At 52.2% G+C, this 23,067-nt stretch carries 23 protein-coding genes; 4 read left to right on the top strand and 19 right to left on the bottom strand.

Annotated features, from left to right (window positions below):
* Position 1: 1 nt before the first annotated feature.
* From AC0VXT_RS15845 to AC0VXT_RS15885, 9 genes are all read right to left on the bottom strand, one after another.
* Positions 2 to 1,528 carry a Y-family DNA polymerase gene (locus AC0VXT_RS15845; RefSeq protein WP_475546180.1) on the bottom strand — a complete coding sequence of 509 codons (1,527 nt, stop codon included), beginning with the start codon at positions 1,526 to 1,528 and terminating at the stop codon, positions 2 to 4.
* The gene (locus AC0VXT_RS15850; RefSeq protein ID WP_475546181.1) at positions 1,515 to 2,294 is read right to left on the bottom strand and encodes an ImuA family protein; all 780 of its coding nucleotides are present in this window, start codon (positions 2,292 to 2,294) and stop codon (positions 1,515 to 1,517) included. Before AC0VXT_RS15850 ends, AC0VXT_RS15845 begins: the two co-directional genes overlap by 14 nt.
* Before the next feature lie 384 nt (positions 2,295 to 2,678).
* A complete protein-coding gene (gene iolB, locus AC0VXT_RS15855; protein WP_475546182.1) occupies positions 2,679 to 3,482 on the bottom strand; it encodes a 5-deoxy-glucuronate isomerase in 804 nt (267 codons plus the stop codon).
* A complete protein-coding gene (gene iolE / locus AC0VXT_RS15860) occupies positions 3,482 to 4,399 on the bottom strand; it encodes a myo-inosose-2 dehydratase (RefSeq protein ID WP_475546183.1) in 918 nt (305 codons plus the stop codon). Before iolE ends, iolB begins: the two co-directional genes overlap by 1 nt.
* Before the next feature lie 4 nt (positions 4,400 to 4,403).
* Entirely contained in the window at positions 4,404 to 6,233 is a 1,830-nt protein-coding gene (iolD, locus tag AC0VXT_RS15865; RefSeq protein ID WP_475546184.1) for a 3D-(3,5/4)-trihydroxycyclohexane-1,2-dione acylhydrolase (decyclizing), read from the bottom strand.
* Positions 6,230 to 8,143, bottom strand: coding sequence for a bifunctional 5-dehydro-2-deoxygluconokinase/5-dehydro-2-deoxyphosphogluconate aldolase (locus AC0VXT_RS15870; protein ID WP_475546185.1), 1,914 nt, complete (start codon positions 8,141 to 8,143; stop codon positions 6,230 to 6,232). Before AC0VXT_RS15870 ends, iolD begins: the two co-directional genes overlap by 4 nt.
* Entirely contained in the window at positions 8,143 to 8,922 is a 780-nt protein-coding gene (locus tag AC0VXT_RS15875; RefSeq protein ID WP_475546186.1) for an ATP-binding cassette domain-containing protein, read from the bottom strand. The genes AC0VXT_RS15870 and AC0VXT_RS15875 overlap by 1 nt, the downstream gene beginning before the upstream one ends.
* Entirely contained in the window at positions 8,922 to 10,019 is a 1,098-nt protein-coding gene (locus tag AC0VXT_RS15880; protein WP_475546187.1) for an ABC transporter permease, read from the bottom strand. The genes AC0VXT_RS15875 and AC0VXT_RS15880 overlap by 1 nt, the downstream gene beginning before the upstream one ends.
* A 74-nt stretch (positions 10,020 to 10,093) precedes the next feature.
* Positions 10,094 to 11,035, bottom strand: coding sequence for a sugar ABC transporter substrate-binding protein (locus AC0VXT_RS15885; protein ID WP_101299498.1), 942 nt, complete (start codon positions 11,033 to 11,035; stop codon positions 10,094 to 10,096).
* Between AC0VXT_RS15885 and AC0VXT_RS15890 the strand changes: the two genes are divergently transcribed.
* Positions 11,034 to 11,159 carry a hypothetical protein gene (locus AC0VXT_RS15890; RefSeq protein WP_475546188.1) on the top strand — a complete coding sequence of 42 codons (126 nt, stop codon included), beginning with the start codon at positions 11,034 to 11,036 and terminating at the stop codon, positions 11,157 to 11,159. The two genes, AC0VXT_RS15885 and AC0VXT_RS15890, sit on opposite strands and share 2 nt — an antisense overlap.
* Positions 11,160 to 11,460: 301 nt before the next feature.
* Here AC0VXT_RS15890 and iolG read toward each other — a convergent pair whose 3' ends face one another.
* Positions 11,461 to 12,465 carry an inositol 2-dehydrogenase gene (gene iolG, locus AC0VXT_RS15895; RefSeq protein WP_475546189.1) on the bottom strand — a complete coding sequence of 335 codons (1,005 nt, stop codon included), beginning with the start codon at positions 12,463 to 12,465 and terminating at the stop codon, positions 11,461 to 11,463.
* A 132-nt stretch (positions 12,466 to 12,597) separates the two neighbouring features.
* Entirely contained in the window at positions 12,598 to 13,428 is an 831-nt protein-coding gene (locus AC0VXT_RS15900) for a MurR/RpiR family transcriptional regulator (RefSeq protein WP_475546190.1), read from the bottom strand.
* Between the two features lie 107 nt (positions 13,429 to 13,535).
* Here AC0VXT_RS15900 and AC0VXT_RS15905 point away from each other — a divergent pair, with 107 nt between their 5' ends.
* Together AC0VXT_RS15905 and AC0VXT_RS15910 are read left to right on the top strand one after the other, a co-directional pair.
* The gene (locus tag AC0VXT_RS15905) at positions 13,536 to 14,663 is read left to right on the top strand and encodes a Gfo/Idh/MocA family protein (protein ID WP_475546191.1); all 1,128 of its coding nucleotides are present in this window, start codon (positions 13,536 to 13,538) and stop codon (positions 14,661 to 14,663) included.
* A 436-nt stretch (positions 14,664 to 15,099) separates the two neighbouring features.
* Positions 15,100 to 15,834, top strand: a complete 735-nt coding sequence (locus tag AC0VXT_RS15910) for a FadR/GntR family transcriptional regulator (protein ID WP_475546192.1) — start codon at positions 15,100 to 15,102, stop codon at positions 15,832 to 15,834.
* A gap of 52 nt (positions 15,835 to 15,886) precedes the next feature.
* On the opposite strand, the gene AC0VXT_RS15915 is transcribed toward AC0VXT_RS15910, so the two are convergent.
* The 8 genes from AC0VXT_RS15915 to AC0VXT_RS15950 all read right to left on the bottom strand — a co-directional run bounded on the left by AC0VXT_RS15915 (position 15,887) and on the right by AC0VXT_RS15950 (position 22,001).
* Positions 15,887 to 16,249, bottom strand: a complete 363-nt coding sequence (locus AC0VXT_RS15915; RefSeq protein ID WP_475546193.1) for a cupin domain-containing protein — start codon at positions 16,247 to 16,249, stop codon at positions 15,887 to 15,889.
* Between the two features lie 175 nt (positions 16,250 to 16,424).
* The gene (locus AC0VXT_RS15920; protein ID WP_475546194.1) at positions 16,425 to 16,985 is read right to left on the bottom strand and encodes a PfkB family carbohydrate kinase; all 561 of its coding nucleotides are present in this window, start codon (positions 16,983 to 16,985) and stop codon (positions 16,425 to 16,427) included.
* Positions 16,966 to 17,289, bottom strand: coding sequence for a PfkB family carbohydrate kinase (locus AC0VXT_RS15925; protein ID WP_475546195.1), 324 nt, complete (start codon positions 17,287 to 17,289; stop codon positions 16,966 to 16,968). Before AC0VXT_RS15925 ends, AC0VXT_RS15920 begins: the two co-directional genes overlap by 20 nt.
* A gap of 141 nt (positions 17,290 to 17,430) precedes the next feature.
* A complete protein-coding gene (locus AC0VXT_RS15930; RefSeq protein ID WP_475546196.1) occupies positions 17,431 to 18,192 on the bottom strand; it encodes an SDR family NAD(P)-dependent oxidoreductase in 762 nt (253 codons plus the stop codon).
* Positions 18,193 to 18,236: 44 nt separating this feature from the next.
* Complete coding sequence (locus AC0VXT_RS15935) at positions 18,237 to 18,947, bottom strand: ribonuclease activity regulator RraA (protein ID WP_475546197.1); 711 nt, start codon at positions 18,945 to 18,947, stop codon at positions 18,237 to 18,239.
* Between the two features lie 83 nt (positions 18,948 to 19,030).
* Entirely contained in the window at positions 19,031 to 20,311 is a 1,281-nt protein-coding gene (locus tag AC0VXT_RS15940; RefSeq protein ID WP_475546198.1) for a TRAP transporter large permease, read from the bottom strand.
* 1 nt (position 20,312) lies between these two features.
* Positions 20,313 to 20,840 carry a TRAP transporter small permease gene (locus tag AC0VXT_RS15945; RefSeq protein ID WP_475546199.1) on the bottom strand — a complete coding sequence of 176 codons (528 nt, stop codon included), beginning with the start codon at positions 20,838 to 20,840 and terminating at the stop codon, positions 20,313 to 20,315.
* Positions 20,841 to 20,921: 81 nt separating this feature from the next.
* Positions 20,922 to 22,001 carry a TRAP transporter substrate-binding protein gene (locus AC0VXT_RS15950; protein WP_475546200.1) on the bottom strand — a complete coding sequence of 360 codons (1,080 nt, stop codon included), beginning with the start codon at positions 21,999 to 22,001 and terminating at the stop codon, positions 20,922 to 20,924.
* Between the two features lie 243 nt (positions 22,002 to 22,244).
* Between AC0VXT_RS15950 and AC0VXT_RS15955 the strand changes: the two genes are divergently transcribed.
* On the top strand, positions 22,245 to 23,000 hold the full coding sequence (locus tag AC0VXT_RS15955; RefSeq protein WP_475546201.1) for a FadR/GntR family transcriptional regulator: 756 nt from the start codon (positions 22,245 to 22,247) through the stop codon (positions 22,998 to 23,000).
* The last annotated feature ends 67 nt before the right edge of the window (positions 23,001 to 23,067 follow it).

The following is a 23,067-nucleotide window of genomic DNA, read 5'->3' on the forward strand; positions in this document are numbered from 1 at the left end:
TCTATCCCCCAAACAGGCCATGAACGGACCAGATATCCTGCCCGAACGAGCCACTTCGAAACAGCCACAGCATCCGGCCTTTCTGATCACACACCCGGAAATAATCGCGGGTCTGCTGGCTTAGGGCAAAGTCATGCCGGTCCAGATGCTCCCACCATTCCGGGCAAATGCGTTCGGGTCCCTCGGCACACAGAATTTCAACAACCATCTTGCGCCAGCGCAGTCTGATCGGGGTCCCCGTATCACTGCGCGCAAGAATATCGACAGGCTCGGGCGGATCAATCAGGCGCACCGGCCGACGGGGCAGGCTAACGTTATCAAGCAGTACCGGCTTGACCCGTCCCGTAACGGCCTGACGGACGGCGGCCCGTTCAGGCAGGTGGCTGGCATGATGGCCCGGATAAAACAGGCTATCGTCCGCCCCCAGATGATGCGTGATCCGGTCAACCAATTGCGCAAGAGCGATGGTTCCGCCACTGTCATCCTGCTTTTGATCCAGCCGGACCTGACGAAAGGTGACATGTTCAACCCAAGGCGCATAAAGGACGACCTGTTCAATGCCAAATCCGGCATCCACACCGGGCATTTTTTCCGCAAGAAGCCGCAGGATATGAAGCTCGATCTGGCACGGACTGCCGGTTGTCACAGCAATCGTATGGGTATGCCCATCGACCTGTATACAGCGCAAAACGACACGGCGCAGACCCAGGTTTTCGCCCCGAAGTCTTTCGCACAACTCCCCCATCATGGCTTCAACCGCCTGCGAAAGGGTGACGGCATCGCCCAATGGTTCGCCAAAACTGCGTCCGATCAGCCAGCGATGTTTGGGCAATTCAAAACTCAGATGTTCTGGCAGGCGGCCATAAAACTGATCAAGACGTTGCAAAACATTCGGCCCCAGCCGGGTAGTGATGTTCGCGCGCGGTAATGGCGTAATATCGCCAAGACGTTTGAGCCCAAGTCGGGAAAGCAAGGTCAAAATATCATCCGCTAGCCTGAGACAGGACACAGGAAATCGTGCAGCAACCGTATGATCGCGCGGCAGATGCAGGATGCGCTGATCGGGCGCATCAGGATGACAGCGTGCCGCTGCCCAAGCCGCCCCGGCGGTATCGGCAATCGCAGCACGCGCATGCATGCCACGTGCCTGCACATCACGCAAAACCTGCCCCAGCATTGCAGCTTCGCCGCCAAATAAATGGCTCCCGCCCGTAATGTCGAGCCATAAGCCCGCGTCCCCCTGCAAGCTTTGGGTATGCAGCATACGGTCTGGTGCGATCCATGGGCTGTAGCGATCCATAAACTGGATCAGACGGGTTAGTTCCGATTGATAACGGTCGGGTTCTTCGGAAATATTCGTCAGATCAGGCAGGATGCTGCGCGCATCGGACAGGCGCATGGCACCATGCAGCCCCGCCTGATACGCAGCACCATTCAATCCGCACACCAGAACGCCTTTGGGATCAACACGCGTGATGATCAGTGGCACATCGGCCTTGGGGATTTGCCGTGTTTCATTTCCGCACACAGGCGACGCGATCCGATGGCAGTCGATCTTCCATTGCGTCAACCACAGATATAGAAAACGTTGCTGCATTGATCTCAACTCTCCAGCCGCCCGGTCGAACCCCACGTCCCCCGATCAGGCTGAGATGATGAATATTTCCTGTACTGTTTGTCTTCCGGTCATCGGAAGGTTCGATTTTCCAGCGCGTTAGCGCACTGGATGGTGCAAGACGTTTGGTCTGTTGCGCCCTTCTCAGCACGATCAAACGGGTCCCAGCCTTCTCACACGCCAGTTGCAGACGTCTGGCCGCCGTCAAGCCATAGTCAGTCGTTTCCAGAATAACCGATGCGACCTGCCCGGATTTGGCAACTTCTTCACATGCCCAAAGAGCCGTAACCTGCTGCCCGGTCGTCATCATCAAGGGCGGCGGACCCGATGCCAGATAAGGCAAGGACAAATGATAAAACCGACCCTGATCAATGGCCCGCCGCTGCCTGATCCAAAAGACAGATTTGCCACACGGTCCTGTTTCACATTTACTTTCGCCAATCTGCGCAAGATGCCACGCCAGAACCGATGCGGCCCCATCGTCATGACTGCAAACCACTTCATGCAAGCCAACAGATCGAATACCGACAGGACCAATATGCCGGGATAGCGACACATTCCCAAAGGCATGCGAAATCACATCACCCGTCTCACCGTCCGGACAAGCAACCCGCCCCTTCCACTGTTTGTCGAGCTGTGCCAAGGCCGCACGCGCCTCATCAAGCCGTTCAGTTAACATCACACACAACATATGTTCACTATTTGTTCTTTTCTAGGCGCTAACATACTCCAGAGTCAAATTGAAACTCCTGAGTATCCTTCCTTCCAAGCTATTGCAGCCTACCGGATTCTATCGATTTATCTTCTTCTATCAGAACCACATGACAACAAGGCTCAGAAGAATATCAATCAGAACAAACAAGTATCTGTTCCCCGGTCATAATTCCAAATTATGACCGGCGGGAAGCGTGTGGCATTTCGTTGGGAGATTTAAGTAAATACTCATTTGATATGAGTATTTACTTAGTACCAGAAAAGACGACATCTACTTGCATGCACACCAACGAGAAAAGCCTCCAAATGGCTCAGCCGTATTCGCGGAAAACTCTCGATCAGTCTGCAATCACTTGCTATCGCGCTGGAATATCCAGTTATGATCTGGATGGTTTTGGAAACGCCATTTGCGCATCGGCCCCGCCATGACGTTAAGATAATACATCTCATAGCCATATGGACTGCCGCACGGATGATGGCCCTTGGGCACCAGAACAACATCGCCATCTGAAACCGCCATGGTTTCATCCAACTCGCCATCCTCGGTAAAGACCCGCTGGAACCCAAACCCCTGAGCAGGGTTAAGGCGATGATAATAGGTCTCTTCAAGATAGGTCATGTCAGGATAGTTATCCTCATCATGACGATGGGGCGGATAACTTGACCAGTTGCCTTGCGGAGTAAACACCTCGGTCACCAGCAGGCTATCGGCAATGTCTTTATCTTCCATCGCAATCGGATGAATATAGCGGGTATTGGCCCCTTTGCCACGCTCAACCAGTTCAATGTCACTGATCACCCGTGCCGGGTAATTTCCCTTGCCCGGTGCGGTACAAACCGCAAGCGTACAATCCGTCGTGGCCATCGCTTTCCAGTTCGCCTCATTGGGTGCATAGACGCAAGCTGGCGGGATCCGCTCAAAAACGCTCATGCGTTTGCCAAGTTCACCGAAATCCTGATTATCGACAGAAATGCTTGCCTTGCCTTCGACCAGAACCAGAATGACTTCACGATCCCCTGTTGCCTCGGCAGCACTTTCGCCAGCTTTCAGGTGATACAGACCAAACCCGACATATCCCCAATTGGCATCTTTGGCGGTAATGTCATGCACCTTGCCGTGTTTTCCACTTGGTTTTCTAAGCAGGTCTGCCATCAGATGTCTCCTTTATCCAGTCTGGTATCCAGTCCGGTTTTCTCGGCCATATCGCGGAGCGATTTCAATCCCAGTGACTGGTATTCAAACGGGTTGCGCACATTGGGGTCCTGTTCGGCCTCAATCACCAGCCAGCCGGAATAGCCGTGTTCACCCGCTATTTTCAGGACCGGCTCAAACGCAACGCCGCCTTCGGCGTCCCCTGGGACGGTAAAGACACCACGACGCACGCCTTCAAGGAAGCTCAAGTCCTCTTCACGGACCTGCTTGCTGATTGCCGGGCGCACGTTTTTACAATGGATATGGCCAACACGGTCCATGTAACGGGTCGCCAATTCTTCGGGATCGGCACCGCCAAACCATGCGTGTCCTGTATCTAGCAACAACTTGGTTTTCGGGCCGGTGTTGGCCATAAAGGCATGAATTTCATCGGCAGCTTCAACAATCGTGCCCATGTGATGGTGATAGACCAGATCAATCCCCTGATCGGCACAATAGGCCGCAATCAGTTCAACATCCGCGCCAAACTTTGCCCATTGATCCCCCGCCAGAACCGGACTGTCATTAAGGGCGGCATCATCATTGCCATGAATGGCGTTTGAGGTTTCGCATACGATGCAAACCTTGCAGCCCATGGCTTTGAGCAAATCAAGATGTGGCTGAATGGCTTTTTTCTCATCCTCGACCGAATGGGTCAAAAGGTTCAGCGAATGCCAGCCTGATACGAATTGAAGACCATGGGGATCAAGCGCTGCTTTTAAGGCAGACGGTTCTGTCGGCATTTTGTGGCCTTTTTCAATGCCATCAAAGCCGATTTTTCCAGCTTCGGACAAACAGGTCTCAAGGCTGATTTCTGCGCCAAGGGTCTGGTCATCATCATTGGACCAGGCAATCGGATTGGTACCATAAAGGATCATAATTCTAGTCTCCGGGGCGCTGGTTTTTCAGCGCAGCTTCGTAATTTTTGCGGGCTTCGTTCACCGTCGGGCGCACCGAAACTTCTGGCACGGCAACATCCCACCAATGACCACCGGCCTCAGTACTGGGCAGCGGATCGGTATCGATCACAATGACGTAGGATCGATCTGCCTTGCGTGCCCGCTCCATGGCGCCTTCAAGGTCGGTAATCGATGAAACTTTTTCAGAAATAGCCCCCATCGCACTGGCATGGGCGGCAAAGTCGATGGCAGATGGTTCAACATGGCGCGCGGTATCAAGAAGGTTATTAAAACTTTCCCCGCCGGTCGCCATTTGCAACCGGTTGATACAACCAAAACCGCGGTTATCAAGGATTACCGTAATGATCTTGTGGCCCAGCATCACACTGGTCGCCAGTTCGGAATTCATCATCATGTAAGACCCATCCCCCACCATGACGACAACTTCACGATCCGGGCACGCCATCTTCACGCCAAGGCCACCGGCAATCTCGTACCCCATGCAGGAAAAGCCATATTCAACGTGATATCCATTCGGCTTGGCCGCTTTCCAAAGCTTGTGCAACTCGCCGGGAAGCCCGCCGGCAGCACAGACCACAATGGCATCATCATCGGTACTGCGCTGAACCGCACCGATCACCTGCGCATCGGTCGGCAAGGCATTGCCGGTTGGCAGGGCCGTGACACCATCAACCGCCTCAATCCAGCTTTTCTTAAGCGCAGGATCGACGCTACGTGCTTGATGCTCGCCCAGCGCGTTGCTGAGCTCCGCCAGCGTTACCTTGGCATCGCCAACAACCGAAATTGCATCATGTTTTCGGGCGTCATAGGCCGCAACATTGATCGATAGAATGCGATGGTTCGGGCCTTTGAACAGCGCCCAGCTTCCCGTCGTAAAATCCTGAAGGCGCGTGCCCAACGCAATGATCAGATCAGCCTCTTCGGCAACGGCATTGGCACTGCTTGCCCCGGTGACACCGATGGACCCAAGGTTAAGTGCGTCATCCCACGCCAACGCGGATTTCCCCGCCTGGGTTTCGGCCACGGGGATATTATGACGATGGGCAAAGTCGCGCAGATCATCACATGCATCGGCATAATGCACGCCACCACCGGCAATGATCAGTGGCTTTTTTGCCGCCTTGATCGCCGCAATCGCGGCGTCAATCTGGTCAAGGTCTGCACGCGGGCGCACCTGTTTCCATGTTTTTTGCACAAAGAAGCTTTCCGGCCAATCATAGGCTTCTGCCTGAACATCCTGACAGAACGCCAATGTGACCGGACCACACTCCACCGGATCAGTCAGTACAGCCATCGCACGCGGCAAGGCGGTCAAAAGCTGTTCAGGGCGGGTGATCCGGTCAAAATAGCGACTTACTGGTTTAAAGCAGTCATTGGCCGAAATCGTACCATCGCCAAAATCTTCTATCTGCTGCAAAACCGGGTCAGGTGCGCGATTGGCAAACACATCACCGGGCACAAGAAGAACCGGCAAACGGTTCACATGCGCCAGTGCAGCAGCGGTCACCATATTGGTCGCCCCCGGCCCGATAGAGGTCGTCACCGTCATCGTACGTTTGCGATTGGATGCCTTGGCATAGGCAATGGCGGCATGTGTCATGCCCTGCTCGTTATGACCGCGCCATGTCGGAAACTCATCGCCAATACCGTGCAAAGCCTCGCCAAGCCCCGCGACATTGCCATGCCCGAAAATGGCCCAGCACCCGCCAAAGAAGGGATCGCCATCACAGTTCATCTGACAACTAAGGTACCGCACCATTGCTTGGGCGGCGGTTAATCGAACGGTTTTCATGCCGCTCCTCCCGATTTTTTGCGCGCTGCGTCCCAGGTATCACACAGGGCGCGATATTTATTTGCCATTGAGGCAACGGCATCTTCGTCCGTGATCGTACCGCTTAACCATTCGCGTGCAACACCCGCAAAGATGGTCCGCCCAACGGCAAAGCCCTTGACCATGTCATACCGCGCCGCAACTTCGAAGCTTTCGACAAGCTCTGCCTCTGGTGCTTCAAGGCCCAGAACCACAATGCCCCGACAATAAGGATCACTTTTGGCAATGGCATCACAGGCATTGCGCCATGCCCCATCCGATTTCATCGGTTCAAGCTTCCACCAGTCGGGATAAACCCCGATATCGTAGAAACGTTCAATCACTTTGGCCGTGGTTTCATCATCGCAGTCGCGTACTTTCGACGGAATGACTTCCAGCAAAAACTCCAACCCGTTGGCCCGTGCTGCATCGGCAAGGCGGACAATGGTTTCTTCCTGATCGGTCTTGGTCTGTGCGTCGTCATCGGGATGATAAAAACACAGTACCTTGACCACATGCTCGACCGGCCATTCTGCAAGCTTGCTGCCAAGATCCGGTCCAATTTCAAGCTGCAAGGGACGTGATCCCGGCACTTCGACCGGACGCCCAATCCAAAGCCCGGTTCCCGCGGCCGCATAAAGCGCATCACGACCCAATCGACGATCACACAGAATACCGTATCCAGCCTTATCGCCAGACACCGTTCGCGCCGCACGAAGGCAAAGTTCCTTGAACGGTCCAATGCGGTCACGGGAAACTTTTAGCTCATCCGCCAAATCTTCAAGCTGCATGCGATGGTCAAAGGCAAAGACCCGCATTTCCGGCCATTTGCCGGTTCGGTTGGTTGACCAGTGGATTTGTTCAAGCTCTGCGTCATTGCGCAGTTCCGGGGTTTTCATTCCGCGATCAAAGAAGAATTGAAGTTCTTCCCAACTCGGATAGGCCGGCGTACAGCCATGGCGCGACACCGCAAACGCCCCACACGCATTGGCGTATTTAAGTGACGTTTGCCAATCCTGATCGGTTATCCAGCCTTTGAGCAGACCCGACATAAAGCCGTCACCCGCGCCAAGGACGTTAAAGACATCAACCGCAAACCCCGGCCCGGAAATCCCATCATCAAGGTTCGTACCGATTTTGTCGGTAAAGGCCACCGCCCCCATCGGACCGCGCTTACACACAAGGGTCGCCTTCGAGATACCCCGAACATTTTCCAGCGCCTTTAGGGTGTTTGTCGTCCCCCCGGCAATATGGAATTCTTCCTCGGTCCCCACGATCAGATCAAACAAATGCAGGGTTGCCTGCAATTCCTTGGTCACCGTGTCCGACGCAATGAAACGATTTTCACCATCCCCATGCCCCGACAGCCCCCAAAGGTTGGGCCGGTAATCAATATCAAGGGCGGTTTTCGCCCCGGCATCCCGCGCCAGACGTACCGCTTTTAAGACCGCAGCACGGGTTTTGGGATGCGATAGATGCGTTCCCGTAACCGTGACACAGCGTGCATCCGAAATGAAATCAGGATCGATATCATCTTCGCAGAGCGCCATGTCCGCACAGTTTTCGCGATAGAAAATCAACGGAAACTGTTCCTGATCGCGCACCCCAAGCAACACTAGTGCACTCAGACGTTCCGGGTCGGTGACCACACCACGGACATCAACGCCTTCAGCGACAAGCTTCTCGCGGATAAACCGGCCCATATGCTCATCCCCAACACGGGTGATCAGCGCGGATTTAAGTCCCAAGCGCGCCGTACCGCATGCCATATTGGTCGGGGACCCGCCGATATATTTGTTGAACGACGCCATGTCCTCTAGGCGCCCGCCAATCTGGGCCCCATAAAGGTCAACCGACGACCGTCCAATCGTGATGACATCAAGCCGCTTCATCAAACTGTCCCTCCGAGCGACCCTTCGAGCTGGGCAAGCTCCTGTCCGCCAGCCATCATATCCTGCAGTTCTTCTGGCTTTATTTCGCCGCGCTTTGCCGTGCCATGGGTCTGGCCACGGTTCAACACGGTAAATCTGTCACCGACGGCCATTGCATGACGCACGTTATGGGTAATGAAAATTACCCCAATCCCGGACTTCCGCACCCGATCAATGGTCGCCAGAACATTCGATGTCTGACGCACACCAAGGGCGGATGTCGGTTCATCAAGGATCAGGACCTTGGCCCCGAAATGAACCGCACGCGCAATTGCAACCGTCTGGCGCTCGCCGCCCGAAAGGGTCCCAACTGCTTGTTCTGGTTCACGCAGGTTAATTCCCATGGATGACATTTCATCCATGGTCACCTTGTTGGCGTGTTTGAAATCGATCCATTTGAACGGGCCGAAACTTTTACGTGGCTCACGTCCCATCCAGAAATTGCGTGTCACCGACATAAGCGGGATCATTGCCAAATCCTGATAGACCGTGGCAATCCCGGCTTCCATCGCATCCCGCGGGCTGGAAAATGCGACATCCTGACCGCTAACCCGCATCACACCCTTGGTCGGTTTGTGAACCCCCGACATGGTTTTGATAAAGGTCAACTTCCCGGCACCATTGTCGCCCAGAAGACAATGACACTCCCCTTCCATGACATTGAAGGAAACACCTCCAAGTGCGATGACAGGACCAAAATGTTTTTCGATATTGTCCATTTCAATCAAAGGCGTGCTCATCACCGTTCTCCCGTAATCATGCGGCGGATATAAGTATTCATGATGACAGCAAAGATCAGGATACCCCCAAGGAATACGCGGAAAAGCGAGCTTTCAGCACCGGCAAAGAACAGGCCCTGCTGAACCACACCAAAGATCAGCGCGCCTAGTGCCGCCCCGATCACAGAGCCATATCCACCAGTCAAAAGCGCACCGCCAATGACCACGCAAATGATGGCTTCAAATTCCTTGAGCAATCCACGGTCTGCTGCGGCTGAGCCGAATTCCATCACCTGACAGGTGGCAAACACAGTCGCGCAGAAAGCCGTAAACATGAACATCAGGATTTTAACCCGGTTCACCGGAACACCGACATAACGTGCCGCCTGCGCATCACCACCCGATGCAAAAATCCAGTTCCCGAAACGTGTTTTGGTCAAAAGCCAGTGACCAAAAATGACAAGCCCAAGCGCCCAGACAATCAGCATCGGAATACCATCAACCACCGGCTGGCCCATACGCGATCCACGGGTAAAGGTCTCGATCACACCAATATCGCCCAGCCACTGGAAGAACCCCTTGAAGATCACACCGCCAAACAACCATGCCAGCGGGTCGCCTTCGGCTGCTTCTTTCACGCCACCGATAATGGTTTGGCGGGTCGTCAAAATGGAAAGCCAGATGGTCAGTCCGCGCAGAATATACAAAAACGCCAGTGTTACGATGAAACTGGGCAGACCGGTCTTGATCACAAGGAACCCGTTCAGCGCCCCAATTGTCATACAAACCACAAAGGCCGCAATGATCGACAACCAGACCGGCAAGCCCCATTGCACCGACAGAATGGCAATGACCACACCGGCAAAGCCGATCATGGAACCGACGGAAAGATCAAATTCGCCGGCAATCATCAACAGGCAGGCACCGACCGCAATGATCGCGAACTGCGCGGAAACAACGCCCCAGTTCTGAACACCTTCGGCGGAAAACATGCCGCTATCACCGGCAATCATAAAGAAGAAAACAAAGACCAGAATCGTACCGCAGATCGCTCCGAGTTCGGGCCTGATCATGGCACGGCGAATGGCTGAGACTTGCTTGATCCGCTCGTCCGACATGGCATTACTCTTTTAACTGATAGAAGGGGTGGCCAGGGGCGGCCAAACTGGCGCGCCCCTGACGGGAGGGAGGTTTAACGATACTCGCCGGCGTATTTTTCGACCTGCGCAATATTGTCCTTGGTGATGAAACCCGGACCCGAGTTGATATGACCGGACGGCAGAACGCCGTAACGGGCATAGTTGGTCAGAATGACGACCGGCAGATACCCTTGCAGATACGGCTGCTGATCAATGGCAAAATCGATTTCGCCCGCTTTGATCGCATCGGCAATCTCGGATGAAAGATCGAATGTGCCAAACATGATTTCGCCAGCCAGACCGCTATCACGAAGGGCTGCCAAGGTCGGATGGGCGGAATTCGGACCAAGGGTCAGAACCGCATCAACATCCTGATGGGAGTTCAAATATGCGCTGACCTTGTTTTTGACTTCCGACGGATCTTGTCCGCTATCGATCATCTGGCTGCCAAGCTCAACACCAAGGGCGTCGGCAAAGCCACGGCAACGTTCGACCGATGCCGGGTTGGTGATGTAATGGTTCACACAGACAAAGCTTTTCGCACCGGCTGCGGCTGCGCGCTTGCCCGCGCCAAAACCGGCATCATATTCTGGCTGACCGACATGCATCAGTGCGCCGAGTTTTTCGGACTGTTCCTGAGTACCAGAGTTAATCGTGATAACCGGAATGCCCTTATCAACAGCATCTTTGACCGGCCCCTGAAGGACGTTAAAGTCTGCGATGGTCACAATGATGCCATCCGGATTGGTTGCACTGGCCTGTTCGACAATACGTGCCATGTCGGCCAGATCACCGGTCGGTGGATTGCGATATTCAACTTCGACATCCATCTGGTCACCGGCGACCTGAATGGCATTCTTGATCACGTTCCACCAGCTATCTGAATCCGGTGCGTGGCTGATCAGAACAAATTTTTCATTTTCTGCGGATGCAGTCCCGGTCAAACCGGCAAATGCAAATGCTGCTGCCGCAACGGCAGTAAGCGCCTTTTTCATGAGTGCCTCCCTAGTGGCTGATAACGTTGGGGTTGTCCCATTGGATTTATATGATTTCCCGGCAATCGGTCGTCTTGATGCGTCCTTCTTGCCCATGACGGTGTGGGTCGAACCCGATCCTTGAAACCGTTAATAGAATTTTTGTTCTATTTTTATGTAAAATCAACATTTTTTTTCCATTGCACTGCGGAATCTCGATATTTCGAACGCAACGCACGGCTCTAAATCTCCGATAACCGCCACTTAAATACCCTGCAAAATTCTGCGACGGCACCCTCTGTAGAGAAGGCCGAAAACGCTACAAACTCACGAATTGACGCGCCTTCTGAACGAATCGAACACGGGGGAAAGCTACGCCAAAACAAAACCGGCGCAACCTGATCGCTGCGCCGGTGAAAAATCGGATCCCTCAAGATGTTTTAAAATCAGGCCGGGATTTCCTTTGCCACATCCACAGTCCGCCCTTCGCGTGCGGACAAGGCGGCGGCCTCGGCAACGATCAGCGCATTGATGCCATCCTGCAAGGTCACCGCGAGCTCGCTGGCACCCTCAACACCTTCGATAAAGTTGTTCCATTCGATTTGATAGGCTTTGGCATAGCGCTCAAGGAAGAAATGCTCGGGCTTGGCTTTGGTCGCACCGGCACGGGTGATGATCTCGACCGTGTTTTCCAGAACATTGTGCGCCGCCAGCAAGCCGTCTGATCCCAGAAATTCTATGCGCTGGTCATAGCCGTATGCAGCGCGACGGCTGTTTTTAATCACCGCCATGCGCCCGCCGGAAAACTCAAGTGTGGTAATTGCCGTATCAAAATCACCAGCCTTACCGATTTCCGGATCAACGATGCTTGAACCGATTGCCGTAACTTTTTCCGGCAACTCGCCATAAATCCAGCAGGCCATGTCAAAGTCATGGATCGCCATATCGCGAAAGATGCCGCCCGAAACCTTTACATAGCTGACCGGCGGCGGGGCGGGATCGAACGATGTGATCGACAGTAACTCACCCTTGCCGATTTCACCCTTGTCGAACGCTGATTTCAGGCTGTTGAAATTGGGGTCAAAACGCCGGTTAAAACCGACCATCACAGGCTTTCCATGCGGCTTGCAGCGCGCAAGGCAATCAACCGCACGCTTAAGGTCAAGATCAACCGGCTTTTCGCACAGGACTGCCTTTCCTGCTGCGGTTGCCGCCTCCATCAGATCGGCATGGGTATCGGTCGATGTTGCGATCAAAACCGCATCAATCGCGGGATCAGCAATAATTTCTTCGCTGGTGCGCACCACCGCACCATGGGCACGTGCAAGGTTCTGTGCGGCGTCATCAAATTTGTCAGACACGGCAACCAGTTCACTTTGCGGATGGGCGACAATATTAACCGCATGGACCTGACCAATACGCCCTGCGCCCAGCAAACCTATTTTAAGCATTCCGTTTTCCTTCCCTTCGGCGGTGTCGCCATGGTCTTGCGGATGTCTTTTGCATCCGTTTTTGATGACATGTATTCCATCAATATATATCATAAATGGAATATTTATTCTGTTTTATCAAGTTTTCAATAATTATTTTCCATAAGCCAGTTTGTCGCGTTTTGCCCCAACCGAAACCGCCAGCGCGATTGCCAATGAAATCGTTGCCGACAGCGCCCTAAAGGCGCCCACATCAACCTCGGAAACCGACAACATCAGTGCATCGGTTTTACGCATTGGTCCGCTTAACGCGTCGCTGATTGCCACCACCTGACTTCCGATGTCATGGGCATAAGCCGCCAGATCAATCGTTTCCTGTGAATAGGGTGCAAAGGTAATCGCAATCACAACATCGCCTGTGCGGATCGCATGCCGGGGGTTGAGGTTCCCCACACCATCATGCAGCACCGCAGCGATATCCATTTTTTCAAACGCATAGGACAGATAGCTCGCCACGGGAAAGGCACGACGAAATCCGACCACGTGGATCATCGGGGCCGCCGCCAGCACATCAACCGCCTTTTCAAGGGTTTTCAGATCAACCGTTGAAGCAAGATTCTCAAGCGACAGACGCCCTGCCTCAACAAACTCGGCCAGCAAGGCACTGGGGCTGTCATCGCCGGTCGCGCGCAGGTTCTCAAGCCGGGTGGCATAATCAGGCCATTTCTGCGCATAGGTTTCGCGAAACATTTTCTGCATTTCAGAAAAGCCGGAAAACCCCATCAGTTGGCAAAACCGCATGAAAGCCGATGGCTGCACCCCGGCCCCTATCGAAAGTTCCGCAACGGTCAACACCGCAATCCGGTCGGTATTTTGCGCAACGAATTCGGCACATTGACGCAACCTTTTGGGCATGGTTTCCGATATTTCAGCCAGCCGGTGATTGAATTCCTCAAGCGAAACGGGTGCGGTCTGATCACTCATGGCGTTTTGTTTTCCTGTTTTGATTCTGCTTGACGCACGTTGCGTTCCATGATCATCCATTAAATAGAACAAAAATTCTATTTTGGCTAGATGAGGAGTTCCAACAAATGAAATCGCTTGGCATTGGATTGATTGGCACCGGTTTCATGGGCAAGGCCCACGCTTTGGCCTTTGGCGCGGCAAAGGCCGTTATGGGGGATGTACCCGATTCTCATCTGGCTGTTTTGTGTGACACCCCGGCTGACAAGGCTGCACAAATGGCCGACCAGTTCGGTTTTGCTCACGCAACGGATGACTGGAAATCTCTGGTTGCCAATCCGGATGTCGATATTGTTTCGATCACCACCCCCAACACCCTGCATTTCGACATGGCAATTGCCGCGATCAAGGCGGGCAAGCACGTCTATTGTGAAAAACCACTCGCACTCACCCTTGATCAAGCCCGCGAAATGCGGGACACCGCCCGTGCGGCCGGGGTTAAAACCATGGTTGGCTATAACTACATCAAAAACCCCGCCTTCACCCACGCCTGCCGGTTGGTGCAAAGTGGTGAAATCGGCAACATCGTTCATTTTCGTGGCTGGGTGGATGAGGATTACCAAGCAGACCCGTCCCTGCCCTGGACATGGCGTGCAAAACTATCGGATGCCGGGTTGGGGGCACTTGGTGATTTGGGCTGTCATCTTGTCTCGATGGCCTATGGCCTTGTTGGCCCGATTGAAAGCCTGATTGCCGACATGCAAACCGTCCATGCAACCCGCCCGCTGGCCGATGGCACCGGACGTGCCAATGTCGAAAACGAAGACACCGCCTCTGCACTGGTACGCTTTGCCAATGGGGTTCAGGGCAACCTTTCGACATCCCGTTCTGCCTGGGGACGTAAGAACCGTCTTGCATGGGAAGTCCACGGTACCAAGGGCATGATCTGCTTTGATCAGGAACGCATGAACGAACTTCAGATTTACCGCAACACAGGCGACACATCACAGCAGGGCTTCACAACCATCCTGACCGGCCCGGAACACCCGCCCTATGGCCAGTTCTGTCCGGCGCCAGGACATCAGCTTGGCTTTAATGACCTTAAAGTCATCGAAGCCACTGCCCTGCTCCGCGCCATCCGAGACAAGCATGCGGCCTACCCGGATTTCGACCACGCCTATGAATTCGAAAAAACAATCCACGCCATCGCCCAATCCGCCCGAGATAGTATGCGCGTATCACTCTCGGATTTATAAGCCCGAATTATAACAAACACGCCAAAACAGAGCTTGTCCTTTCATGCGCAAATCCCATTCATCATATCATATTATTTTTAGAGAAATTGTTACATGCCACAAAAGGTGACATTTGTGTTCTGGCACACGTTTTCACTATCAAGTCCATCAAATTTGCGGCTGACGGAATCCGCCATACAAATTGACTGCGACACTCCGGAGCGCACTTTAATCGGGGCTATCCTGAGTAAATACCATCTGGCTACGAATCTCGCATTTGCATTCTTTGGCAAAGTCTACCTTAAAAAGAGAAATACTATTAGATAGCATTAAGTATCTGCTATAATTGACAACTCTCTTTAATCCACTTCCGAGATAAAAATCTATCCGCTGAGACTTTGTACGTCACGAAAATCAATACACATCTTAAATCACTACCCGTTAGGACCGTTGCCCCGTGAAACCGTTTCAATCCGATCAACATGTTCAAACCGGTACCCTTTCAAACATTGTTTATGAACGCATCCTGACGATGATCATCAACAAAGAACTGTTGGTCGGCTCAAAACTACCCACCGAACATGTTTTGAGTGAAAGAATGGAAGTATCACGCCCAGTTCTGCGACAAGCTCTTAAGCAATTGCGCGAAGATGGCGTTATCGTTTCACGACGCGGTTCTGGATCTTACGTCACGCGCAAGCCCGAAAGTGCCGCCATGGATTTTGCCCCAGCCGGTTCACTCGCAGATATCCAGAAATCATTTGAGTTCCGTGCCGCTATTGAAAGCGAAGCAGCCTTTCTTGCTGCTGAACGCAGAAACGAACGCGACATTCAACATATCACCTCACTGATCAAGGCACTCGACATTTGCGCCCAAAATGGTGAATTGGGGACTGATCTTGACGAAGAGCTTCACGAGGCCATTTGCCTTGCATCTGGCAACACCTATTTCGTCAAGGCCCGATCCTCTATCAAGACCAACATACTTACCGGGATGAATTTGACCCGTAGCCTTTCACTGACCAAACCCAAAGCCCGCCTTGAAACCGTACAAGCAGAGCATTACGCGATTGTGGATGCTCTAAAACAACGCGACAAGGAAGGTGCGCGGATTGCCATGCGAACACATCTGGAAAAAGCCCGTATTCGCGTTTTTGAAAGCGAACGAAAAAGCGACGACCTTCTCAGCTAAGGCCGCCATCCTTCCCAGTCCCGCTTCGCGAAAGATGCTCGCGCCTGCGGTATTACTCCGTGTCTTTGGCCTTCTTGTTCCAGCCATGCGCATCCATAAAATCTTCACGCCTTGGTGTGAAGGCATCCAGCAATGTTCCTGCCTCCAAACAAATGCATTTGTGGAACGCATGTGGCGGTATCAACATGGCATCGCCTGGGTTCAATACTTTTGTGTCATCGCCGACAGTAAACTGAAAAGAACCTGAAGACACATAGGTTGTTTGGGTATGAGGATGATTATGCCAAAGACCTTCCCCGTCTTTTTCAAACCGGAATTCAACCATCATCAGCTCTTCATTTTCACAAAGAATGCGGCGCTGTGCACCAGGGCCGGAAGTCATCCATTCTGAGGGACTATCTGAGTTAACAATCATACCTACTCTCTTGGCTCATTCTGAAAACAAGAGCAGACGCAAACGTTTGCACCAGCTCAAAAAAATGGCCCGACGAACCCGCCGGGCCAGTTAGGGTCTCGGGAGACCCATTTGCCGACCACCAGGTGGGGTCTGCAAATTGGCAAGGTTTGCGACGAGCAAACCAGTCATAGAATCAGTTAACCAGCGCCCCCAGTCTGGATATGACTTTTTCCGCAAGCGCACCACCACACGCAACGGCTTTCGGAATATCTTCATTTTCAAGATAGGACGCGAGGAAACCTGCGTTAAAAGCATCACCGGCCGCGGTTGTATCAATCGGGTTATCCATCTTGGCTGGCGTCCAGAAAGACACATCTCCCTGGCCACTTTGCGTCATGATTTCATGACCGCCATTCTTCACAACAATCACTTTTCCCGGGACTGTCGCATATCTCTGGATGGTTTCTTCCGGCGATCCATCCCCAAAATGGGTATGCTCATCTTCGAAAGACGGCAGAACAATATCGGCAACTTCGCCAGCTTGGCTGATCATGGAGCGCATCACATCAACATTCTCCCAAAGATGGGGCCGTATATTCGGATCAAATGCGATCAAACTGCCCTTACGGCGTGATTGAGCAATGGCAGAAATGAAATCATTCCGCTGTTCTGCGCCAAGGATCGCAAGTGTGATGCCCGAAAAGAAAATTACGCCTTTGCCTTTTAGAGAATTTTCAAGCCCCCCCCTTGTCATCCATCATCGCACGCGCTGCCGAGTTACTGCGCCAATAGGAGAAACTGCGCTCCCCGTTTTCCAACCGTACAATATAAAGACCGGGCGATTTCCCCGGAATGGTAACGACCTGATGGGTATCAACCCCTGCCCCTGCCATGAAGCGCAGCATTTCGTCAGACCAGTGATCATCGCCAACTGCGGTGAAATAACCAATATTCCACACATCGGATATCTGACGGCGAAGATACCATGCCGTATTGAATGTATCCCCGGCGAAGCCTGACTTGAATTCGCCACCTTGTAACGGCGACAATTCAATCATGCATTCCCCTATCAGAAGAATTGATTTGTCAATCAAAGCCACGCACAGTTCCTGATATATCTTTCACGTCAAAACATGTCGCTGACCGGATATCGGGCACCCCAATTCCCGGTCAGCAAAAGTTACAAGGTCAGGGTCTTGTTAAGGCATCAACTGACCGCCATTGACCTCGATAGCCTGACCCGTGATATATCCGGAGAGCTCGTCAGATGCGAGGAACAGATAAGCTCCCACGCAGTCTTCCGGTGTTCCCAAACGTTTCATCGGAATGCTGGCAGCGATGTTTTTGAGCACTTCCGGGCTGGTATGTTTTTCATGGAACAGGGTGTAAATCGTGCCCGGAGAAACAGAATTGAAGCGAATGCCCTCCCCAGCATATTCTTTGCCATAAGTCTTGATCAGGTTCTGAGCGGCGGCCTTGGATGCGGCATAAAGACTTGCACCGGCACCACCACCAACTTTTGTTGCAATAGAACCAGTGATGATCACATTGCCTTTGGATTTGGAAAGATGCGGAATTGCTGCCGAGCAGGTGGAAACGACAGAGCGGACATTGAGATCCATCACGCTGTCATAGAACTCGTCAGACATGACTTCCAATCCGACACGGTCAACAAGGCCACCTGCATTGCAGACCAAAACATCAATCCTGCCAAATTTGGCGATCACATCCTCGACCATTTTCTTTACAGCAGCAGTGTCGCGCAGATCGGCTGGGAACAGTGCTGCTTCGCCGGATTGGCCAACGATTTCTGCCAGAACTTCTTTTGCTTCGGTATGGCTCGCCCCGTAGTTAATCGCAACTTTTGCACCGTTTTTGGCAAACCCCTTGGCAACGGCGGCACCAATACCTGTGCTTGCACCTGTTACGAGAACTACTTTGTCGTCAAAACGTATCGTCATTGTCTTGTCCTTGGTCTTTTGGTTCCAGTAAGTACAGGCTTCGATCAGCCCACTGATTCTTGATACTTTTTCAAAGTTTCTTCGTTTGGCGGATACAGGCCGATAATGCTCTCGCCCTTGCTGACACGCTCATAGACATAGGCCTCGAATGCCTCCATCTTCGGCAGCTCAGCGGCAAGTTCCCCGACCAGATCAAGCGGCACGATGACCACACCATCACCGTCCCCGACCACCAGATCACCCGGGAACACAGGAGCCCCGCCGCAACCGATCGGAACATTGATATCAATGGCCTGATGAAGAGTAAGGTTGGTGGGAGCTGATGGTTTTGCACAAAAGGCCGGCATTTCAAGCGACGCGATATTCTCCGCATCCCGCAAACCGCCATCCGTGACAATCCCGGCACACCCACGAACTTCAAGGCGCTTTGCCAGAATACTGCCGGCAGATGCCGCATTGGCATCCCGGCGGCAATCCATCACAAGAACCTGCCCACTTGGGACGGTTTCAACCGCATGACGTTGCGGGTGTTTTGGGTCCTTGAACACTTCAAGCGGGTTAAGGTCTTCGCGCGCCGGAATGTATCGCAACGTAAAGGCCTGTCCGACCATACGTTCATGACCTTTTCCAAGCGGAGCGACCCCTTGAACAAAATTATTGCGAATGCCGCGCTTGTAGAGCTGCGTACACAGACTTGCAGTTGAAGCTGTACGGAAGGCATTCAGAATGTCTTCACTGAGAATTTTGGTTTCCATTGGGAACCCTCCTGATGGTCAGATTACATAGCGTCGGCAACTGCGAACCGCACAACGTTCAAGCACACTCGCAAATCGGGTAGCTATCCCAATAACGACGGTAGGAATAGCGAGACTGCGGGCACGAATGTCACAAGCAGAAGTGCGACAAGCATCGCCAAATAAAACGGCCAGATGGTCCGGAGCGCTTGTTCAATCGGAACTTTCCCGACAGCACAGCCAACAAACAAACATGTCCCCACTGGCGGGGTGCAAAGCCCCAAACCGAGATTGACCAGCATCATGATCCCGAACTGGATCGGGTCCATGCCAATCGATGTCGCAATCGGCAGGAAGATCGGCGTACAGATCAGAATTAACGCAGCCATATCCATGATCATGCCAAGTGCCAACAAAATGACATTGAGCATAAGCAGGATGACAATCGGATTTTCAGAGATATCCAGCAGCGTATTCGTCAGGAGTTCCGGCACCTGATAAAACGCCAGAAGATAGGCAAATGCACTGGCACAACCGATCAGGATCATAACGACAGATGTCGTACGAACAGCACTAACCAAACATTCAACAAACGCTTCCCAACTGAGCGACCTGTAAACAAGCGCGGTCAGGACAAAGGCATAAATCGCGCCAAAAGCACCGGATTCTGTGACGGTAAAGACGCCCGACAGAACCCCGCCAACAATGATAACGGCTGTGAACAACCCCGGCAATGCTGACGCAGCAGCGGTCAGAACAACAGCAAGTCCCGGAAACGGTTCAGCAGGGTAATTTGCCTTCACTGCCAGGATATATGCAGCGATTGCAAGGAACACACACATCAGGATGCCTGGAATGACCCCAGCAAGAAATAGCTTGGAGATCGAAATCCCGCCGCCCGCAGCGACAGCAAAAATGATCATGTTGTGACTTGGTGGAATAACCACGCCCGCGATTGACGATGTCACGGTGACGTTTACTGCATAGTCACCCTTGTAACCTTTTTCTTTCATTGCCGGAATAATCAGCGAGCCGAGAGCTGAAATATCAGCAACGGCCGATCCTGAAATCCCCCCAAACAGCATGCTTGAGAAAATGTTGACCGTCGCTAGTCCGCCGCGCACTCGCCCGACAAGTGCCGAGGCAAAACGCACCAGCCTAAGAGCCAAACCGCCATGCAGCATCAACTCGCCCGCAAAGATAAAGAACGGAATAGCCAGCAACGAAAAGACAGAGACACCTGAGACAATACGCTGGAATGTCAGAAGTGCCGGGAAACCTTCAAATGCAAAAGTCGCCGCGGCTGCCAGGCCCATTGCAAATGCAACAGGAACCCCGATAACAATACTAACCCCGAAAACTCCCAGAAGAATAGCCAGCCCCATTTTATTCTCCCGTCTTTTTTCTTATGAGTTTGAGAGGCGCGTTCACCAATTCACAAAACGCCTGTGCGCTGGCAAACATGAACATCATGCCTCCACAAATAATGACCGGCAGCGTACGAAAGCTTTCCGGAATGTTCAGCATTGGAAGCTTGGTTGACCAACCGAATTGAAACAATTCGACACTGTTCGTCATCATTATGAAACCGAACGTCGCGATCGCGACATGTGTCACAAACACAAGCGGCCTGCGAATGATCGAAGGCGTCGCATCCCTAAGAAACGCCATACCAAGATGTCGATCCTCATATACGCCAGATGCTGTCGCCAGAAAGGTAATATAGACCACTAAAAGCAACGCAAGTTGCTCAACCCAGGTTGGGGTCGCATTCAGTATATATCGACCTATCACAAGCCAACCAAAGGTCAGGATCAGAACCACAAGCGCACTGCAACAAAGGAACAGATTGATCCGGTTAATCCAGTCAAACAGCACCTGAACCCAGGTCAGAACTTTTTCCAGGAAACGCAAGATTGTTTACTCCGGCATGTAGGAAACGGTTCGCGCCGTTTGTTTTGCGCGAACCGTTTCTACGAAGATTACGCGACAAGCTTAGTCGGAGTTACGCATCAACTGAACGAGGTCGGACAGTTCAGGGTTTGCTTCAAGGAACTGGGCATATACCGGCTCCATTGCTGCCTGAAACTTTGACTTGTCATCAATTGTGTTGATCGTGACACCTGCATCGCGAAGCTTAGCCATGCTGGCCTCTTCACGTTCCGCCCACAGCTTGCGCTGAAGGGTCACGCTATTGGTTGCAGCTTCCTGAACAATCGCCTGATCTTCAGCCGAAAGGCTGTCCCAGGTTTTCTTGCTCATGCACAGGCATTCCGGGATAATCAGATGCTCGGACATCGAATAGAAACCAGCAACCTCGAAGTGGTTGGTCGATTCATAGGATGGCGGGTTGTTTTCCGCACCATCAACAATGCCAGTCTGCAAAGCGGTGTAAACTTCACCAAATGCCATTGGCGTTGCGTTGCCACCCATTGAGTCAACCATGCCAACGAAGAGATCATTGTTCATGACGCGAACTTTAAGACCCGCAACATCATCAGGTGAGTTGATCGGCTTTTTGGAATTGTAGAAAGAGCGCGCACCAGCATCATAGTAGCCAAGCGCGACGATGCCCTTTGCTTCAAGTCCTTTACCAATGGCAGCACCTGCTTGACCATCCATCAAACGATGCATCTGATCGACGCCTTTGAAAATGAACGGCAAGGAAACAACGTTTGCTTCAGGAACAGCCTGCCCCATCGGGCCGAGGCTAAAGACCCCAAAATTGATGATACCAAGACGGGTTTGCTCGATCGCATCAGGCTGCGATCCCAGAACACCGCCATGGAAAACTTTACTGCTCAGACGGCCATCCGTCTTTTCACTCACTTCGGCTGCAAACGCTTCCATACCGTGCGAAACAGGATAATCCACAACGTGGATGTTCCAGCCGCTCCAATCTTTTGCGTCGGCTGATGCGCTTGCGATCAATGCCGGTGCAACCAACAACGCCATCAAAGACGCCTGGACTTTCAAAGACCACTTTTTCCGTAAAGACATAATTATGTTTCTCCCTGATTTTTTTTTCATTGCCTGCTCCGGCAACGCCATAGGTATTATCTCAACCATCAGCATGCCGCAACTTGTAATTTACAAAAATTTACAACATTAGAGACTGTCGCCCAGACAAAAACATTCTAGTAAATTGATTCATAAGATAATTATTAGATTACTGAACACATAGAACTTTCGTATTAATCCGGAAAATTAGTCAAATTTTGTTTACATACTCATCCGCAATGAGATAATATCTCTCGGTCGCACGAGCAAAGATTCCCTCACCAAGATCTTATGCCCCCTTAATCTCAAGAGTCGAAAATGACCAACCCGCAGATCCACAAACGCAAAAAAACATCCCTGACCGAAACGGTAACAGAACGATTGAGAACCCAAATCAGGGATATGAACCTCTCCCCCGGCTCCCCACTCCCAAAAGAAAAAGATTTGTGCATCCAACATGACGTCAGCCGCACGGTAATCCGAGAAGCACTTGCAACACTTAAGGCGGACGGATTGGTAATTGCGAAACACGGCGTTGGCTTTTTCGTTGCCGATCCCTCTAGAAGGCCAATGAATGACCATTCAGGCTTCGACTTGGGTAATCTCAAGAATGTTTCAGCTGTACTGAACGTTCTGGAATTGCGCATCGGCGTCGAAGCTGAGGCCGCAGCACTCGCAGCACAGCGTCGCTCACCCGCACAGGAAGCAAATATTCAGGAATGCTATGAACGTTTAAAATCGGCTTTAGAGACAGAAGAACTTGATTCAGCCCAACCAGATCACGCATTCCATCACGCAGTGGCCGAGGCCACCAACAACCCGATCTATGTTGATTTTCTCGATTACATAATTGATGCCGCTTTAAAGCAGGCATTTGAGATTGGATACGGCGCCAACGAAGCGCGACGACTGGATCAAATCGACATCCTGCTCAGTGAACATCGGGAAATTGTCGATGCCATCTCAGAACGGGATGCTGAACGCGCTCGTCGTGGAATGCTCGAACATCTGGAAAAAAGCGCAACACGCTTTCGGAAGTTATCTTACCACCGCGATTCGCCATCAAATCTCTAAAACCACTAATAAAACCCGAAATTCCCATCGCACGGAATCCCATGAAATCAACGAAATGGGTTGCCTC

Source organism: Thalassospira sp. Z349TD_5, assembly GCF_056173045.1.

Bases quoted from the DNA above. Each gene is read 5' to 3' on its own strand.
- AC0VXT_RS15850 (WP_475546181.1), bottom strand. From the start codon at position 2,294: ATGTTAACTGAACGGCTTGATGAGGCGCGTGCGGCCTTGGCACAGCTC.
- iolB (WP_475546182.1), bottom strand. From the start codon at position 3,482: ATGGCAGACCTGCTTAGAAAACCAAGTGGAAAACACGGCAAGGTGCAT.
- iolE (WP_475546183.1), bottom strand. From the start codon at position 4,399: ATGATCCTTTATGGTACCAATCCGATTGCCTGGTCCAATGATGATGAC.
- iolD (WP_475546184.1), bottom strand. From the start codon at position 6,233: ATGAAAACCGTTCGATTAACCGCCGCCCAAGCAATGGTGCGGTACCTT.
- AC0VXT_RS15870 (WP_475546185.1), bottom strand. From the start codon at position 8,143: ATGAAGCGGCTTGATGTCATCACGATTGGACGGTCGTCGGTTGACCTT.
- AC0VXT_RS15875 (WP_475546186.1), bottom strand. From the start codon at position 8,922: ATGAGCACGCCTTTGATTGAAATGGACAATATCGAAAAACATTTTGGT.
- AC0VXT_RS15880 (WP_475546187.1), bottom strand. From the start codon at position 10,019: ATGTCGGACGAGCGGATCAAGCAAGTCTCAGCCATTCGCCGTGCCATG.
- AC0VXT_RS15890 (WP_475546188.1), top strand. From the start codon at position 11,034: ATGAGTGCCTCCCTAGTGGCTGATAACGTTGGGGTTGTCCCATTGGAT.
- AC0VXT_RS15885 (WP_101299498.1), bottom strand. From the start codon at position 11,035: ATGAAAAAGGCGCTTACTGCCGTTGCGGCAGCAGCATTTGCATTTGCC.
- iolG (WP_475546189.1), bottom strand. From the start codon at position 12,465: ATGCTTAAAATAGGTTTGCTGGGCGCAGGGCGTATTGGTCAGGTCCAT.
- AC0VXT_RS15900 (WP_475546190.1), bottom strand. From the start codon at position 13,428: ATGAGTGATCAGACCGCACCCGTTTCGCTTGAGGAATTCAATCACCGG.
- AC0VXT_RS15905 (WP_475546191.1), top strand. From the start codon at position 13,536: ATGAAATCGCTTGGCATTGGATTGATTGGCACCGGTTTCATGGGCAAG.
- AC0VXT_RS15915 (WP_475546193.1), bottom strand. From the start codon at position 16,249: ATGATTGTTAACTCAGATAGTCCCTCAGAATGGATGACTTCCGGCCCT.
- AC0VXT_RS15920 (WP_475546194.1), bottom strand. From the start codon at position 16,985: ATGACAAGGGGGGGGCTTGAAAATTCTCTAAAAGGCAAAGGCGTAATT.
- AC0VXT_RS15925 (WP_475546195.1), bottom strand. From the start codon at position 17,289: ATGATTGAATTGTCGCCGTTACAAGGTGGCGAATTCAAGTCAGGCTTC.
- AC0VXT_RS15930 (WP_475546196.1), bottom strand. From the start codon at position 18,192: ATGACGATACGTTTTGACGACAAAGTAGTTCTCGTAACAGGTGCAAGC.
- AC0VXT_RS15935 (WP_475546197.1), bottom strand. From the start codon at position 18,947: ATGGAAACCAAAATTCTCAGTGAAGACATTCTGAATGCCTTCCGTACA.
- AC0VXT_RS15940 (WP_475546198.1), bottom strand. From the start codon at position 20,311: ATGGGGCTGGCTATTCTTCTGGGAGTTTTCGGGGTTAGTATTGTTATC.
- AC0VXT_RS15950 (WP_475546200.1), bottom strand. From the start codon at position 22,001: ATGCTGATGGTTGAGATAATACCTATGGCGTTGCCGGAGCAGGCAATG.
- AC0VXT_RS15955 (WP_475546201.1), top strand. From the start codon at position 22,245: ATGACCAACCCGCAGATCCACAAACGCAAAAAAACATCCCTGACCGAA.